This is a genomic window from Aestuariivita boseongensis, assembly GCF_001262635.1.
GTDB lineage: Bacteria > Pseudomonadota > Alphaproteobacteria > Rhodobacterales > Rhodobacteraceae > Aestuariivita > Aestuariivita boseongensis.
The window spans coordinates 22,562-39,122 of sequence record NZ_JXYH01000033.1; the positions used below are offsets into that span (position 1 = coordinate 22,562).

16 protein-coding genes are annotated in these 16,561 nt (G+C 61.2%); 1 reads left to right on the top strand and 15 read right to left on the bottom strand.

What is annotated here, in order from left to right; all coding sequences use genetic code 11:
* Window positions 1-27: 27 nt before the first annotated feature.
* From TR61_RS13040 to TR61_RS13110, 15 genes are all read right to left on the bottom strand, one after another.
* A complete protein-coding gene (locus TR61_RS13040; protein WP_050930518.1) occupies window positions 28-861 on the bottom strand; it encodes a hypothetical protein in 834 nt (277 codons plus the stop codon).
* Window positions 862-1,013: 152 nt separating this feature from the next.
* On the bottom strand, window positions 1,014-1,448 hold the full coding sequence (locus TR61_RS13045) for a paraquat-inducible protein A (RefSeq protein ID WP_050930519.1): 435 nt from the start codon (window positions 1,446-1,448) through the stop codon (window positions 1,014-1,016).
* 63 nt (window positions 1,449-1,511) lie between these two features.
* A complete protein-coding gene (locus tag TR61_RS13050; RefSeq protein ID WP_050930520.1) occupies window positions 1,512-2,258 on the bottom strand; it encodes an ABC transporter ATP-binding protein in 747 nt (248 codons plus the stop codon).
* Complete coding sequence (locus TR61_RS13055) at window positions 2,255-3,037, bottom strand: MlaE family ABC transporter permease (protein ID WP_050930521.1); 783 nt, start codon at window positions 3,035-3,037, stop codon at window positions 2,255-2,257. Before TR61_RS13055 ends, TR61_RS13050 begins: the two co-directional genes overlap by 4 nt.
* A complete protein-coding gene (gene alr / locus TR61_RS13060) occupies window positions 3,034-4,068 on the bottom strand; it encodes an alanine racemase (protein ID WP_050930522.1) in 1,035 nt (344 codons plus the stop codon). Before alr ends, TR61_RS13055 begins: the two co-directional genes overlap by 4 nt.
* A gap of 50 nt (window positions 4,069-4,118) precedes the next feature.
* On the bottom strand, window positions 4,119-4,907 hold the full coding sequence (locus tag TR61_RS13065; protein ID WP_050930535.1) for a DUF1194 domain-containing protein: 789 nt from the start codon (window positions 4,905-4,907) through the stop codon (window positions 4,119-4,121).
* A 143-nt stretch (window positions 4,908-5,050) separates the two neighbouring features.
* Window positions 5,051-6,547: a replicative DNA helicase gene (locus TR61_RS13070; protein ID WP_050930523.1), complete on the bottom strand. Its 1,497-nt coding sequence runs from the start codon at window positions 6,545-6,547 to the stop codon at window positions 5,051-5,053.
* Between the two features lie 196 nt (window positions 6,548-6,743).
* Window positions 6,744-7,424 carry an orotate phosphoribosyltransferase gene (locus TR61_RS13075; RefSeq protein WP_050930524.1) on the bottom strand — a complete coding sequence of 227 codons (681 nt, stop codon included), beginning with the start codon at window positions 7,422-7,424 and terminating at the stop codon, window positions 6,744-6,746.
* 58 nt (window positions 7,425-7,482) lie between these two features.
* Entirely contained in the window at window positions 7,483-8,520 is a 1,038-nt protein-coding gene (gene pyrC, locus TR61_RS13080; RefSeq protein WP_050930525.1) for a dihydroorotase, read from the bottom strand.
* 48 nt (window positions 8,521-8,568) lie between these two features.
* Window positions 8,569-9,528: a hypothetical protein gene (locus TR61_RS13085; protein ID WP_050930526.1), complete on the bottom strand. Its 960-nt coding sequence runs from the start codon at window positions 9,526-9,528 to the stop codon at window positions 8,569-8,571.
* A gap of 116 nt (window positions 9,529-9,644) precedes the next feature.
* Window positions 9,645-10,688 carry a glycosyltransferase family 2 protein gene (locus TR61_RS13090; protein ID WP_050930527.1) on the bottom strand — a complete coding sequence of 348 codons (1,044 nt, stop codon included), beginning with the start codon at window positions 10,686-10,688 and terminating at the stop codon, window positions 9,645-9,647.
* Window positions 10,685-11,395 (bottom strand): FkbM family methyltransferase, encoded by a 711-nt coding sequence (locus TR61_RS13095; protein ID WP_050930528.1) that lies wholly within the window; start codon window positions 11,393-11,395, stop codon window positions 10,685-10,687. The genes TR61_RS13090 and TR61_RS13095 overlap by 4 nt, the downstream gene beginning before the upstream one ends.
* A gap of 2 nt (window positions 11,396-11,397) precedes the next feature.
* Window positions 11,398-13,764 (bottom strand): glycosyltransferase family 2 protein, encoded by a 2,367-nt coding sequence (locus TR61_RS13100; protein WP_050930529.1) that lies wholly within the window; start codon window positions 13,762-13,764, stop codon window positions 11,398-11,400.
* Window positions 13,764-14,384 carry a sulfotransferase family protein gene (locus tag TR61_RS13105; protein WP_050930530.1) on the bottom strand — a complete coding sequence of 207 codons (621 nt, stop codon included), beginning with the start codon at window positions 14,382-14,384 and terminating at the stop codon, window positions 13,764-13,766. The genes TR61_RS13100 and TR61_RS13105 overlap by 1 nt, the downstream gene beginning before the upstream one ends.
* Window positions 14,381-15,412, bottom strand: coding sequence for a glycosyltransferase family 2 protein (locus TR61_RS13110; RefSeq protein WP_050930531.1), 1,032 nt, complete (start codon window positions 15,410-15,412; stop codon window positions 14,381-14,383). The genes TR61_RS13105 and TR61_RS13110 overlap by 4 nt, the downstream gene beginning before the upstream one ends.
* Window positions 15,413-15,621: 209 nt before the next feature.
* Between TR61_RS13110 and TR61_RS13115 the strand changes: the two genes are divergently transcribed.
* Window positions 15,622-16,530 (top strand): AAA family ATPase, encoded by a 909-nt coding sequence (locus tag TR61_RS13115; RefSeq protein ID WP_050930536.1) that lies wholly within the window; start codon window positions 15,622-15,624, stop codon window positions 16,528-16,530.
* The last annotated feature ends 31 nt before the right edge of the window (window positions 16,531-16,561 follow it).

Here is a 16,561-nt window from a genome sequence, read left to right on the forward strand (position 1 = left end):
AGAGCCCCCAGCAAGACTGACCTCAGATCACGCGCCCGCGCGCCGGGCCAGAAGGGCCACGATCCGGTCGTCCTCGGCATAGAGGTCGGGTTCGTCATTGATGTCGGCCGGGCCCGGGCGCGGGGCCGGCTTGGTCACGGCCACCGCAACGGGTTCCGGGGCCAGTTCCAGCAGGATCTCGGCCAGATCGCGGCGCAGTTGATCCAGTTGCGATTGAGCGACGCTTTCTTCCAGCTCGACCCGGGTGCGCCAGCGCGTCAGCTCGTCGGCCACGGATTTGGCCAGCCGCACGCGGTCTTCGAACTCGGCGATGTCTTCCTGTCGCTGGATCAGGAAGTCGCGGGCGCGGTTGACGTTGCTGTCTGAATAGGTGCGGGCCAATTCGCGGCTGACATGGCTCATCTGCGCCGCCAGCTCCATGATTTCGGGTTCAAGATCGTCCAGATCGGGATGCGCGCGCAGAAAGGCGATGCGATCGAGGATGGAGTCAAACTCGGAGGACAGGGTGAACACCCCTTCGCGATCGGCCTTGTGCGCCGCGGCATAGGCACGGGCCACATCGCGCATGTTCATGTGAAAAGACCGGTGCGAGGTTTCCAGCGCCATCATCCGCGCGTGGCTGGGCAGGTAAAACAACAAAGTCGCGGCAAACAGGGTCAGCGCCAGCTGCACATAGATGCCAGCCTGATCCAACCGGTAGGACCCGAACTGCACATCCAGCGTCAGCCAGGGCGCGGCCCCGATGGCGCAGGCGATGGAATAGCCGGCCAATGAGAGGGCCGTGACCGCGATGATGGCAATGGACAGGCGCTGCAACAGATAAAGGGCGACAGCCCAGATCGAACGAAACGTATCACTCATAATAAAGTCCCCCAGGACGTCGAAATAGACGCCTCAGGGAAGAGCTTACGCCGCTATGTGCATATTTCACAAAAGAAAAATCGGGCCGGGGTCGGGTATTTCCGATGTGGTATCAATCTGGCCCAGAGTGACTTATTGTTTCCAAAATAGGATCAATCCACTTTTTGCCGTGCGGTGAACATGCCAAGCACAAGCCCCAGAAGAATGCAGGCGGTGAACAGATAGAGGCCCCAGGCAACCTCGATCCGGCCTACGCCGATGCCTTTGACGACGGTGATGTAAAGCGCGATCAGGAAGACATCGGCCATGGCCAGCTTTCCCAGAATATCAAGCGCAGGCGTCAGCCGGGGGGAGGCCAGATCCCATTGCACAAGCACCAGTCCCAGGGTTTTGAGATAGGGCGCAAAAAGCGCGAAGACCGTGACGATCAGTGCAAGGATCACATCCGATTGCCAGAGCGCCTGAAGCCCGGTGATGACCGAAATCTCTTCCAGCCCAAAGAGCGGCAAAAGCCCCGCGCGCATCAGAGGGGCGAACCATGCGATGGGATACAGGATCAGAAGCGAGAGGGTCAGCGCACGGATCATCGCGGGAGCCCATTTTCTGACACAGAAAATGGGCCGGAAAACACCGTTTTCCGGAGCCTCACGTCAGCGCACCGCCTCAATCGGCCCTTCCGCGCGGCCATGGATGAATTGATCCAGATAGGGATCATTGGAGTGGTCCATCTCTTTCACGGGGCCGGTCCATTGGATCACACCATCGTGCAACATGGCGACATTGTCCGCAATCGCGCGCACCGAGGTCATGTCATGGGTGATGGTCATGGCGGTCGCCCCCATTTCCACTACGATTTCGCGGATCAGATCATTGATGACCCCCGCCATGATCGGATCAAGCCCCGTGGTGGGTTCGTCGAAAAAAATAATTTCAGGTTCGGCCGCGATGGCGCGGGCAAGGCCCACGCGTTTCTGCATGCCGCCCGACAGCTCTGCCGGGAACCGGTCGGCCACATCGGGCTTCAGCCCCACGCGGCGCAGCTTTTCGATGGCGATCTCGCGCGCCTCCGCTGCGGGGCGCTTGAGCGATCCGCGCAGCAGCCGGAAGGCCACATTCTGCCAGACGGGCAGGCTGTCGAACAGCGCGCCGCCCTGAAACAGCATTCCGAAGCGGGCCAGGAATGCATCGCGGTCGCCCGTGGTGGCGTCCTGCCCATCCACGAAGATCTTGCCCTGATCCGGCGCGATCAGACCCAGCACGCATTTCAGCGCCACGGATTTGCCTGTGCCCGATCCGCCAATGATCACCATGGACGTACCTTTGGGCACCTCAAGGGTCAGACCGCGCAGCACGCGGTTCTCGCCAAAGGCCTTATGGACGTTCTCAAGCCGGATCATACCGAGAAAAACACCCCCGTGAGCAGGAAGTTCGCGGCCAGGATCAGGACCGCCGCCGCCTCGACCGAGCCTTTGGTGGCCCGGCCCACGCCTTGCGCGCCCCGGCCCGAATTCATCCCGTAATAACACCCCATGAGTGCGGCAATTCCGCCAAAGACGCAGCCCTTGACGAGGGAGGAGACGATGTCGCGCATTTCAAGAAAGTCGACAGTGTTCTTCAGATAGGTGGCCGGGTTGAAGCCAAGGTTCTGCGTGGCCACCGCATAGCCTCCGAAAATCCCGATGACATCGCCTACACCCACCAGCAAGGGCACCGTGATCAGCGCGGCGAGCACCCGCGGCGCGGTGAGGTATTTCATCGGATGCGTGGACAGGGTCACCAGCGCGTCGATCTGTTCGGTGACCTTCATCGTGGCAATCTCGGCCGCGATCGACGAGGTTACACGCGCGGCAATCATCAGGCCCACCAGAACAGGCCCCAGTTCGCGCACCATGCCGATGGCCACGATCTGCGGCACCACCGCTTCGGCATTGAACCGCGCGCCGCCCGCATAGATCTGCAGCGCCAGCGCGCCGCCTGTGAAAATCGCGGTCAGACCCACAACCGGCAGGGACAGCCAGCCGATCTGCAGCAGGGCATGGGCGATCTCGCGCGGATAGAACGGAGGCGTCAGGATATGGCGCAGGGTCAGCGCGGCAAAGATCGCCACCCGGCCGACAGCCGACAGGATATCCAGCGTGAGACGCCCCAGCGCGCCAAGGGGGGACAGAAGGATCATCCCAGCACGACCCGCTTGTAGCGTTGCCCCAGCGAGGTCAGGATTTCATAGCCAATCGTGCCCGCCGCATCGGCCAGGTCGTCCACGGTTTGCTGGTCGTTCAGAAGGGTCAGCGCGTCTGGCACCTCGTCCAGATCGGTGACATCGACCGTGATCAGGTCCATCGACACGCGCCCCACCACCGCGCAGGGTTTGGTGCCGCAATAGGCCATGGCGCGCGGCCCCATGGCGCGGATCAGCCCATCGGCATAGCCTGCGGAAACCGTGGCGATCCGGCTGGGGCGCTGGGCGGTCCAGCTGTTGGCATAGCCCACGGTCTCCCCTGGTTCGACCTCACGCACTTGGATCACCGGGGCCTCCAGCTTGACCACGGCCTGGGCATCTTCGAAAGGCAGGCCGCCATAAAGCCCGATGCCGGGGCGCGTCAGGTCGAAATGATAGGCCGCACCCATAAGGATACCGCCCGTGGCTGCCAGCGACCGGGGGGCGTCCACGCCATCGGTCATCTCGCGGAAGGTCCTGAGTTGCTGGGCATTCATCGGGTGATCGGGTTCATCCGCGCAGGCCAGATGGGACATGATCAGCACGGGCGATTGCTCAAGCGCGATGTCGCGCAGGGCGACCCATTCGGCCGGCTCCATCCCCAGCCGGTTCATGCCGCTGTCCAGCTGGATGCCGAACGGATGGCCGGGCAGGCTTTCCACATGGCGCAGCATCTGATCGACGGAATTCAGCATGGGGGTCAGGTTATGGGCGCGCAGGATATCGGTGTCGCCCGCCATATGGCCGGAAAAGACGCTGATCTCGGGGCCCGGACCAAGGGCGGCGCGCACAGCAGCGCCTTCCTCGGCCACGGCCACGAAAAAGCGTCGCGCGCCCGCGCGCGCCAAAGTGCGCGCAACCGTGCCGGCGCCCAGGCCATAGCCATCGGCCTTGACCACGGCACCGGTTTCCACCTGCGTGGCCGCATCCAACGCCTGCCAATTGGCCGCCAGAGCCGAAAGATCTATCGTGAGCTTTGCTGCACCCATGGCGGGTTCATGCGGTGCCCCGCGGCCAAGGTCAAGCGAAAGCGGACCGGTTACGGCAGGTCGAAAAGCGGACGGTTCTTTTCCCACAGTTTTTCACCGACCAGACAATCATAGGGCGGCTCAACGCGCATCTGGACGGGGATCACGCGGGCCGGCATCCCCGAGATCTCCAGCACAAGCTTGCGTTTGACGGCGTCGGCGAATTGCGACCAGTCCAGGACAGGGATCACGAAGGCCCCCGGCCCGCCGATCACGCAGCGGCGGTAATATTCGTCCAGATCGGGAAGATCCCAGACGCGGCTCATTTCGTCCCGGGTCATCAGGGGCAGGCCATTGATGATAATACCTTTTTCCAGCGCCGCATCGCGCGCGCGTGTGACCGGGCGGCCCTGATTGTTGGGCCCGTCACCCGACACGTCAATCACCCGGCGCAACCCGTCGAAGCTGTTGGCCTCGATGCTGTCGGTGGCATAAAGCAGCGCGCCCGAGATCGACGTGCGCCGCATCCCGTCGCCCGGCCCGGTCGCGATGATATCGGCAACCTCGCGCGCATCTTCGACGCTGTCGATCAACGTCCAGGGCACGACCACACGCTGGGCATATTCTCCGGCCCATTCCACGTAAGTCACGGCAATCCGCCCGATCAGCCCGCCATTGATCGCCACCCAGACCTCGGCGCTTTCCAGGGCCTCGGCATAACCGCGGCGCTGGATCTCGATCTCGTAGGGCGTCATGGAGCGGGACAGATCCACGGCCAGAAACAGCTCCACATCCACTTCGGTGCGCTCCTGTGCCATGGCGGCAAGGGGAAGAAGACAAAACAGAACAATCCAGCGCATGCACACAGATTGGCGGGACGATGCAGCGCTGTCCATTCACAACCGGGTCAGGCGGTGACACTTTGCAATGTGCTGCTTCTTTCTGGCCAAAAATACCCAAATTCACCGCGTGCCGAAGGCGCAACGGCGCAGGAATGGGGGGATTAGAAACCCTGATCTTCGCCCTGCTGCCAGGGTTTGATAAGATTGCCGAAGCGCGTAAAGCGGCCCTCGAAACTCAGCTCCACCGTACCGATGGGGCCGTGGCGCTGCTTGCCAATGATAACTTCGGCTTTGCCATGGAGGCGTTCCATCCGTTCCTGCCAGGCGGCCATTTCCTCCAGCCGGTCGTCAGAGGGTTTCTCGCGTTCCGCATAATACTCCTCGCGGAAGACGAACATCACCACATCCGCATCCTGTTCGATCGAGCCCGATTCCCGCAGATCCGACAGCTGCGGGCGCTTGTCCTCGCGGCTTTCCACCTGGCGCGAAAGCTGGGAAAGCGCGATCACTGGGATATCCAGCTCCTTGGCGATGGCTTTCAGGCCCTGGGTGATCTCGGACACCTCGTTCACCCGACTGTCCTTGGCCGAGGCCGGGCGGACCAGCTGAAGATAATCGACGATCAAAACGTCCAACCCGTGGGTGCGCTTCAACCTGCGGGCACGGGCCGCCAACTGGCTGATGGGCAGCGCGGGCGTGTCATCGATGTAAAGCGGGCAGGCTTCCAGGGCCTTGGCCGCTTCGACGAAACGGCGGAATTCGGCCTCGGTCATATCGCCGCGACGGATCTGTTCGGATGGCACTTCGGATGCTTCTGACAGGATCCGCGCGGCGAGCTGCTCGGCACTCATCTCAAGCGAATAAAATCCCACGACACCGCCATCCACAGCCCCTTCGGAGCCGTCCGGGGTCAGCCCCCGTTTATAGGCCTTGGCGATGTTGAAGGCGATATTGGTGGCAAGCGAGGTTTTCCCCATCGATGGACGCCCCGCAAGGATCAGAAGGTCCGAGCGATGCAAACCGCCCAGTTTCTTGTCCATATCGATCAGGCCGGTGGAGATCCCCGCCAGGCCGCCTTCGCGTTGATAGGCGGCGTTGGCAACATTAACAGCGTCCGTTACGGCCTTGAGAAAGCTTTGAAACCCGCTTTCTGTCTGACCCTGTTCGGACAGTTTGTAAAGCTTCTGTTCGGCCTCGACGATCTGTTCCTTGGGTTCGGAACTGATATCGACCCGCTTGGCGCGGTCGGCGATGTCCTGGCCCAGATTGATCAGCTCCCGCCGAATGGCGAAGTCATAGATCATCTGCGCGTAATCACGCACCGCAAAGGCGCTGATGGCCGCTCCGGCAAGGCGGGCCAGATAGGCTGGCCCGCCCACTTCTTTCAGTCCCTCGTCGTCTTCCAGAAAGGCCTTCAACGTGACCGGAGAGGCCAGCGCATTCTTGGCGATGCGATTGGCCGCGATCTCGTAGATGCGGGCGTGAAGCGGGTCATAGAAATGCTGCGGCCCGATGATCGAGGCCACGCGATCATAGATGTCGTTGTTGGTGAGAATCGCGCCCAGCAGCTGCTGTTCGGCCTCGATCGAGTGGGGCAGACTTTCGGCTTCCCCCTCGGCCTGAAGCCGTGCTGCATCGATATTCGCGATCTCGTTCATCTATGCCCCCCGACATCTCCCTGAGGCTGGCTGGTAACGCGGCGGATGGGTTCAAGGCAAATTGTATGTTTCTGTGGATAGAGTGTGGGTGACTCTCTGTCCCACATCATCTGGCCATCGCCATGCCGCCAATACCCAGATATCGTGGCAGGCCATAACCAGCCTGTCAAACCGGATTGACGCGGATTTTCCGGCTTCAGCCTTTTTTATGGGCATCCTGCCAGGCGCGGGGCGCGTTCAGGAAGGCTTCGACCTCGGTCAGGGTGGTGTCGGTGAAGGCGCCTGATTCTTTCGCGGCCTCCAGCACGTCCCACCAGGTGCAGAGGTGGTGGAGCGTGACGCCGTGGGCGCCCAATTTCGCCTCGGTATCGGGGAAGATGCCGTAATAGAAGATCACGGCCGTATGGGCGCAAGTGGCCCCCGTTTCGCGGATCGCGTCCACGAAGGACAGTTTCGATCCACCATCTGTGGTCAGATCCTCGACCAGAAGCACGCGTTGGCCTTCCGTCATCACGCCTTCGATACGCGCATTGCGGCCATAGCCTTTGGGTTTCTTGCGCACATAGGTCATCGGCAGGCCCATCCGTTCGGCCACCAGCGCACCGAATGGGATGCCCGCGGTTTCCCCGCCCGCGACATTGTCAAAGGCCTCAAAGCCTGCGTTGCGCATCACGGTGACGGTCAGGAAATCCATCAGGGTCGACCGGATACGCGGGAAGGAGATCAGCTTGCGGCAGTCGATATAGGTCGGGCTTGGCAGGCCGGAGGCCAGCGTGAACGGCTCATCCGCGTTCAGGTGCACCGCTTCGATTTCCAGCAGCATCCGGGCGGTGAGGCGGGCGATTTCTTCGGCAGTGGGGTACGAGGTGGGGATCATTTTGCGAGGTCTTTCTTGGGGCAAATGGCAGTGTGCCGTATTTGGAAAGAGAAGAAGATCAGGTCACGCGCCAATGCAGCGGCATTTTGGGGTCGAAGACGGTCACGGGGCCATCGCCAGTGTCGAGCTTTTCCGGATAGGTGACGGGATCGCCCTTGGTGAGGGTGATGGTGTCTTCGTTCACCGGCAGGCCATAGAAACGGGGCCCATTGAGAGAGGTGAAGGCCTCAAGCCTGCCCAGGGCGTCTTCCTGCTCGAACACCTCGGCCAGGATCGAGAGCGTGTTGGTGGCGGTAAAGCAGCCCGCGCAACCGCAGGCATGTTCTTTCAGCGCATCCACATGGGGCGCACTGTCGGTGCCCAGGAAATAGGTAGGATCGCCCGAGGTGGCCGCCTTGCGCAGGGCAAGGCGGTGTTCCTCGCGTTTGGCGACCGGCAGGCAGTAGTAATGGGGCTTGATGCCGCCCACCAGAATGTCATTGCGGTTGATGACCAGATGGTGGGTGGTGATCGTCGCGCCCAGATCATCGCCGCCGGAGGCCGCGTATTCCACCCCGTCTTGCGTGGTTATATGTTCCATGACCACACGCAGGCCCGGTGTTTTGCGCCGGATCGGGTCCAGCACGCGGTCGATGAAGACGGCTTCGCGGTCGAAGATGTCGATATCGTTGTCGGTGACTTCGCCATGGACGCAAAGGGGCAGGCCAATCTCGGCCATCCGTTCCAGCACCCCACGCACCTTGTCGAAATCGCGCACGCCGGAGGCAGAGTTTGTCGTGGCACCTGCGGGGTAGAGTTTCACCGCCTTCACCAGACCGCTGGCATGGGCGGCGGCCACGTCATCGGCATCGGTGTCTTCGGTCAGATAGAGCGTCATCAGCGGCTCGAAGCTCATGCCGTCGGGCAGGGCGGCCATGATCCGGTCGCGGTATGCGGCTGCATCGCTGCTTTTGACCACCGGGGGCACCAGATTGGGCATGATGATCGCACGCGCAAAATGGCGGGCGGTTTCTGGCAGAACACCTTTCAGCATTGCGCCATCGCGCAGATGCAGGTGCCAGTCGTCGGGGCGGCGAAGCGTGAGGGTCGTGGACATGCGCCCCCGCTAGCACAGGAGCGGTGAGGGGGGAAGATGGCGCGTGGCCTATTCGCTGTCGTCCTTTTGCCTTTCGGCCCGGGCAGCGGCGTTGTTTTCCAGTTGGTTCAGACGATGGCGGAACCGCGGGGCGGCCATGCGAGACAGTACATGTTTGCACAAGATCATGTTCAGCTCGTCGCGATTGGTGGTGTTGAGATGGCCCATGATGTTGCGCAGATAGGCCCGGTTGTCGCGTCGCGCGCGATACATCTTGTAAAAGCTGTGCTCGGTCAGTTTGCCCTGACCGGCCTGTGCGATCAGGCGATAGATGATCTGCATCTGAATCAGGCTGGTCTGCAGAGCGCCGCCCATAAGCGGCAGGCGCAGCCGGGTGACATTCTTGCGCCGGAAGAGGGCGGCATGCATTGCGTCAAGCTGCTGGTAGGGATCGTACAGCACATAGGCCTGCGCCGCCGCATCCAGCATGTCGGGCGCATAACCATAGCGATCGGTGAAGGAGATGCGGCGCATCTCGATAAAGCGGTCGTCCCATTCGGTCATGCGCGGGTCAAGCGTGGCCTGGGGCTGGATCGCGATCACGGTTGATCCGGGGGCCGCGACGGAAAAGGCGGCGGCCGCATAGCCGCAGGGACCCGCGCCATAGAAGACGACATTGTCGAAGCCTTCGAAGAAACCGTCATCGATCAGCCGGTCAAAAAACCCATAGATCATCGGATCGCGGAACCATGTATCGCCATCCGAGATCACGCATAAATGCGACCAGCCAAGCGCGCGGATCAGGTCAAAACCCAAGGGCTGCGCGTTTTCCGACAGGGTGCGGATGCCGTCGACCGTCTCGAATGTGACGAGGAGGGTATTTTTCTCTTCAACGAAGGTCGCGAAATGACGATCGCCCAAGGGCTGGAACATGCCGCATTCTTCGGCGACGCGGGCCAATGCCTCTTTCCACGGGCCTTTCTCCAGCCCGGCGAGGGATTGATCCATGATATTCGGCACGTCCTGCATGCGATCGTCCTCAATGCGCCGGGCCTTTGGACGGCCCGGTCGTTTGAGATCGGACTAATCAGGTTTTGAGGCGAAATTGAGAAAATCTCAGGTCCCTTTGGTGCCCATTTGCTCAGCTAGTCGCGGGCGCGGCCCTGATTTGCAAAACGCATGAGAAGCCGCGCGGTGGCAGGCGCAATGGGCCGCGAGGGGGGCGTCATCATCAGCCGGGCAAACAGGGCGCGGAAGGGTTCGTCCAGCAGCAATTCCTCAAAACGCTGCTTCCGCCAGGTGACGGCCGCGTCGTGAAGCCGACCCAGCTGCGCATCGGCCTTCAGGCTGTTCATGACCGGGTGGCTGCGCGGGGCCATGGCCTGGATGGTGGTGTCGGTGTCGGTGTTGAAATTCCGTTCCACCCAATAGTCGACATCCAGCATGTGATCGGAATGCACAGCGCGCCCGCGATCGGCTTTCAGGACGAAATTCTCCATCGATCCAAGGGCATAGTGGTTCAGTTGCACCAGCGCATGGTTGGATTGCCCGTAATTCGAGAAGATGCGGCGGGTTTTGAACTGCTCGTCCAGCTCGCGCCCTTCGCCATCGAACCACCGGGCGGTGTTCAGCCGTGCCTCATCTGGGTCGCGGGGGCGGTGGACGCCCAGTTTCCGATAGGTGCCGTCATTGCGGTAAAGCGTCTTGAACATGGCCGAGCGCCACGGCCAGGGCATATCAAGCGGGGCGGCCTTGATGAACGTATCGGTCACGGGCCGGTCGGTAAATCGCACCTGATCGGCATTGCCGAAAAGCCGCCAGGTCAGGGTGATGGCCGTCGCCTCGGGCAGGGCGTCCAGCAGGGCGGGCAGGGTGCGGTCGCCCACGTGGATATTCACGAACTCGTCGATATCCAGCGGCAGGATCCAGTCCGCCTGTTTCACCACATCCAGCTTCTGCGCCATCTTCAGCGCGGTGAACTGGATGCCGCGCTGGTCATAGGGCCCGTCATTGCGGATATGGGTCAGCCAGCCCATCTCCTCCAGCCGGTCCAGCATCACATCGGTGCCATCCTGGCAATCATTTGAAAAGACAAGGAAATCCGTAAAGCCGCTGACCCGGTGATGGGCCAGCCATTCCAGCAGATACGCACCTTCATTGCGCAGGGTGAGAACCGCCAGCGCCTTCACGTGACGTGCCAATCCCGGCGGAAACAAACCACCTTCTTGTTGGAAAAGCGCGGGTAATAGGCCAGCCCCGCATTGATGAAGGCCTGAAAGACAGCGTTGACGCCCTCTGGACCGATCCATTGCGGATGCAGTTCAAGGATGGCGCATCGCAGGCCGTCCAGTGGCAGTTGCGGGATCAGATGCGCCTCTGCCCCTTCGATATCGCAGATCAGCACGCTGGGCTGGATGCGCTTGAATTCGGATTTGGCGTTGCGCACTTCGATCCGCGCGGTTTCTACGGGCGGATTGCCTTCCATCTCTTCCATGGACGATGACAGGATGTTTTTGCGGATATAGAAATCCACCTCTCCCTTGCGGGGTCCCAGAAGGGCGTTGTTGATTTCCACATGCGTGCAGTCATTGGCCAGATGCACCGCGCGGATATAGGGGATCAGCCGGGGATTGCCCTCGTAAGTGTGAACGGCCTTTGCCCCGCATTTGGTGGCGGCCAGCGTGGACATGAAGCCGATGCCGCCGCCCAGTTCGATCACGGTGTCATCGGGTTTGACGTTTCTGAGCACGCATTCGGCCTCTTTCGCCTCGTACCCGCCATCGCGCAGGCTGGCCCGGATCCGTCCGCCCATGATTTCCGGCACTTTTGGGAATTTCATGCCCCGGCTGATGACATAGGGGTTTTTCGGATTTACGCTTTGGGCGATCTCCAGCATCGTCAACTCTCCATATCCAGCGCCAGTGCATAGGCCACGCGCTCTGTCTCGGTCAGTTTGACCTTGAGGGCCTGCGTATAAAGCTCCTGAAATTCGGGGATGCCGTGCAGCTCATCGGCCTTGGCGCGATGCCAGGCAAAACCCTGATCATGGAGCGTCTTCAAGGCCTCATCCTGCATCAGCCGGTCATATTCGGCGCGCACCCGCGGGATGTTGCGCTTGATCGTGATGTCGCGGAAATTCGACCAGTCCATCCGGATCCAGTAGTTCAGTCCGATCGAACGGTCCACATGCAGCGCACGGCCCCGTTGGCGTTTGATCAGGAAGCTTTCGGCCGAGCGAAGCGCATAATGATTGAGCTGTAACAGGTCGTAACCAATGGATTTTTTCGAACTGCGCCAGCCGTTCTTGATGGCCTCGCGGGTCATGTCCTGGCCCGATCCATTGACCCATTTCACCCGATCGGCACGGGTCGCGTCCAGCTTGTTGGGGCGGTGGCAGCTAAGCTTGCCATAGGCGCCGATATTTTTGAACATCGTCTTGAAGCCCCAGACGGTGTGCGGCTTGGGGCAGTATTTCGGCGCGCAGGTGTCGAATTGGTCGATCACCAGATCGTCTTTCAATGCGGTCACCCCATTATGGCCAAAAAGCCGCCAGGTCATCGCGACATTGGTGGCGTCCGGCACGCGGGCGAAGAAATCCTCAAGCGTGCCATTGCCGGTGCGGACATTGATGAACTCGTCCACGTCGATATGGATGATCCAGTCGGCATTGGTAACAACGGGTTCCTTCATTGCCTGGTTCAGCGCGTATTGCTGGGGGGAATTGCCCTTCCACTTGTCGTTGTTGCGGTGCTGGACGATGCCCATCTGGTCAAGGCGCTGAAGGATCTCCTCCGTCCCGTCGGAACAATCATTGGTATAGATCAGGAAATTATCGACCCCGACCGCCCGGTGATAGGCGATCCATTCCACGATATATGGCGCTTCGTTCTTCATGCAGCCGACGATGACATTGCCGGTCGATCCGGCCGTCAGGGGGCGTTGCGGGGCGGGGGTGAAGGCGGCGGCAAGCTCTTCCTCGTTCACGGCGCCAATGCGGTTATGCGGCGCATAGGGGGAGCCCTGAAGCGATTGAAACTTCTGCATGGCCAAGGGGGGCATCACAGCCTTAGCTTCGTCTGACAAGCCGTTGTTTGAAATGGGTTTCACGGTCGTATCCGGCTCGGCGCCGGCAGCCTGGGCAAGTGCCGCGCGCCGTGCTTGCCGTTCTTCCTTCGTGGCCTTGTTGATCCGCCACATGAACCCCAAAAGGTATTGCGAGGCGCGGAACCCATACATTGGATCGGCCTCGTTCCACGCTGCTTTGGCGCGTGGCGCTTTGAACAGGTCGGCGGGCAGGCCGTGTGCCTTGGCCAGCGCCGCATTGGCCGTTTTGAAGCGTTTCGATATCGCGCCAAGTGTGGCCGGATCAATCGGATCACCGGGGACCGAAAACTCCTGAAGGAAACTGCGCCACAACAACCGGGGCAGGATGCGCTTGCGCGGCTCAAGGACCTGCAAAAGCAGCGCATTCATCCGCCGCGCCCGCGACAACCACGCGGCAGAGGGCTGATCAGGCAGGCGCGCCGCTGCCGCCTTGCCGATATTGACCTCGATCCCGAAACCCGCGCGGATCTCTTCTGTCACGTCTTCGCTGGCAAAAACCTTAGGATAATAAGCGCGAAATGTCAGGCTGCCCGCGCCGAAGACATCTTCCCAAAACTCCTGAAGCGCTTGAAAATCCAGCCAGAAAGGCGGCGCCTGGGTTTCCAGAAAATTGCCCGCTTGAGGGTCGATGGGCCCCATCTGATCCAACGCCCCCTGCCACCAGTCGGCGGACTCAGCAAGCGCCAGTTCCCGATCCAGAGGATAGGCGCGCCCCTCCATCACCTGCGCGGCATAGACGCGCGCCAGCAGGCGGGCGGGCTCGTCAATATGGGCGATGATGCGGATATCGTCCGACAGGGGCGTGAGCAGATCGCGCAGCCGCTCCAATTCACTCCGCCGCGCCAGCGACCCGCCCAACTGGCTGGCCGACAGGATCAGGATATCGGGTTTCGCGCGGTCAATGTCGCGCTGCAACTCGATCAACAGCGTTTCGCGCAGCGCAGCCTGCTTGTCGGGCGCAATAAGCCCCCGATTGTATCGCAGCGGGTCGATGTGATCGGGGTCGGTGACGGCCATGAACAGCCGCGTATGATTGGTGCCACCGGCACAGCGCGGAAACAGAATGCCCTTGCTTTCCAGCCCCTCACGCTTTTCGGCCAGCACAGCCTGCAGCCGGTCCGCGCCCAGTTCCGCCGGGCCGATATGCAGCATGATCCGCATCAGACAGCCTTCGTCAGCGGATTGGAGTTGCGCCGTCCCCACCAGGGCAGATCAATGCCCAGATGCGCGGCAAGGCGGCCGCGCGCATCCTCTGCGGCCACGTCCAGCTCAAGAAAGCGGGGATCATCGCCAAAAATCGCGCGCAGATGGGCATAATGGGCTTCAATCCACTGCATGCGCGCTTTGGAGGTTTCGCCAAACCCCGCAGGCAGGCCAGGGATATCGGTTTTCTCCAACCTGTCGCCCAGATTGGACCAGGCCAGCATGGATTGGGACATTTTGAACGCATCGCGCTTTGTGGCAACGAACAAAAGATCAGGATGCAGCCTGCGCAAGGCGTCAATGATCGCAAAATCGGTTTGCGGCCAGATCGACTTGCCCTCTCTCAGCACTGACATCTCCGAAATGCTGTCAAACCCCTCAAGATAGGCCGCTGGATCGCCCAGATCATAAAGGCCCTGATACATCAACTCACCCACGTAAGTCTCAGAGTTGTCAATCTTATCTGTGCGTGGGGTTATCTTGTGATCGGCGCAGGACAGGCATCCGCGCCGCAGCGCCCGCGCCAGGGTCGAGGTGCCCGATTTCGGCAGGCCCAGATTGACCAGACGCAGGCTCATGGCGCGATCCCCAGCTCGGCCAGCAGCGCCTCTTCCTGCGGGGGCAGCTGCGGGGCGGCTTTGAGTTGCGCATACATCTCTGCATAGGCGGGCTGCGCCATCAATGCGTCGCGCTTGGCTTTGTGCAAAGCCACAGCTTCCTCATGCAGGTCCGCCACGCCGGGCAATGCCTTCAGCGCGGCAATCTCGGCCTCGAGCCTTGGCAAATATCTTTGGATCGACAGATCTTCCCAGGCCGCATCGTTGCGTTCGCGCCAGTACGTATCGTCGAAATGGCGATGTTCACGGTTCACGTCGCCCCGGTCATTTTTCACCAGATAGCTGTCCAAAGATCTGAGCGCATAGTGGTTCAACGTCGCAAAGTCCCGCGCGCCACGCGCCGGAAAGCGGCGGATGCGGCGCGGATTGGCGGCCACAAGGAACCTGTGCGGCACGTCGCGCCCTGACCCATCGGTCCAGCTGGGGCGTTTGCGCGGCGGCAGTTTCTTTTTGAAAAACGGCCGATGCGCGCCGTAGTATTGCAAGGGAAAATCCTTGCGCACCAGTGACTTGACCTCGATTGCGGTCTCTCCGCACCAAAGGTCCGGGTTGTGGCACCAGGTGAACTGCCGGATTACCGGCGCATCGACGTAATCGGAGATACCGCCATTGGCGAAAAACTGAAACGTCACCGAAATGGCCTGCGGATCGCCGCAAGCCTCGATCAGCGCGGGGATCGTGTGATCGCCCACATGGATGTTCAGAAATTCGTCTACATCGGCGATCCAGACCCAGTCGGCCTCGCTCACCACGGGCTGGGCGGCTGCGTCCTTCAATGCCTCCATCTGGTAATTGCGCCCCTCTGCCGGGTTGGGCAGGTGGGTCAGCCACCCGTCCTGCGCCAGCGCATCCAGCAGCCTGTCCGTGGCGTCTGTACAATCATTTGAATAAAACAGGAAATCCGTGACGCCCAGCAGGCGTTGAAACGCGATCCACTCCAGCAGGAACGGACCCTCGTTTTTCACACATGTCACGGCGGTTATGCGCATCAAAACGCCTCGCCCTGTCCGGGGATGCCGGTCATTGGATTGCCTGCTCTTTTCCTGCCTTGTCCATGGCAGATACCGCTTTTTTCTTAACGGATTCATGCCATTTCACCACCCATGCGTCAATGCGCATGACCGGGTCGCTGCCCTGCGCCCCGCTTGACGCCGCGCGTCACCCATGCCCTTTTGTGCATCAGGCAGGGAGGATGACCATGGCGCAGCCACAATCCATCGACGCGGTGCAAGAGATGCTGGCGGATCAGAACTATGTCTGCGGGCGCGCGCTGGCGACGGTGGTGTTTTTGTCGCTAAAGCTGGGCCGGCCCCTGTTCCTGGAGGGCGAGGCCGGTGTCGGCAAGACCGAGATTGCAAAGGCCCTGTCGGCCGCTCTGGGCCGCCGTCTGATCCGGCTGCAATGCTACGAGGGGCTTGACGCCTCAAGCGCGGTCTATGAATGGAATTTCCCGGCCCAGATGGTCGCGATCCGCACGGCGGAGGCCGCCGGAAACGCCGATCGCGAGATGCTGCAGGACGAGCTCTTCGGCCCCGATTACCTGATCGAACGCCCGCTTCTGCAAGCCATGCGCCCGGATGCGAATGGCGCGCCCGTTCTGCTGATTGACGAGCTGGACCGCACCGATGAGCCGTTCGAGGCCTTCCTTCTTGAAGCGCTCAGCGATTTCCAGGTGACGATCCCCGAACTGGGCACGATCAAGGCGCCCGAGCCGCCCATCGTGATCCTCACCTCCAACCGCACACGCGAGGTGCATGACGCGCTCAAACGCCGCTGCCTTTATCACTGGGTAGACTACCCCGGATTTGACCGCGAGATCGACATCCTGCAGGCCCGCGCGCCCGAAGCCTCTGGGGCGCTCAGCCGCGAAATCGTGGCTTTCGTCCAGAAACTGCGTACAGAGGATCTCTTCAAGAAACCCGGTGTTGCCGAAACCATCGACTGGGCGAAATGCCTGCTGGCGCTGGATGTCATCAATCTCAGCCCCGAGGTTATTGCAGACACGCTGGGCGCCATCCTGAAATACCAGGACGATATTGCGAAACTGCAAGGCTCCGAGGCCAAACGCCTTCTCGACGAAGCGAAGGCCAGCCTGGAGCCGGCATGATCTTCTTCTCTTCCCAAATACCGGCGGGGGT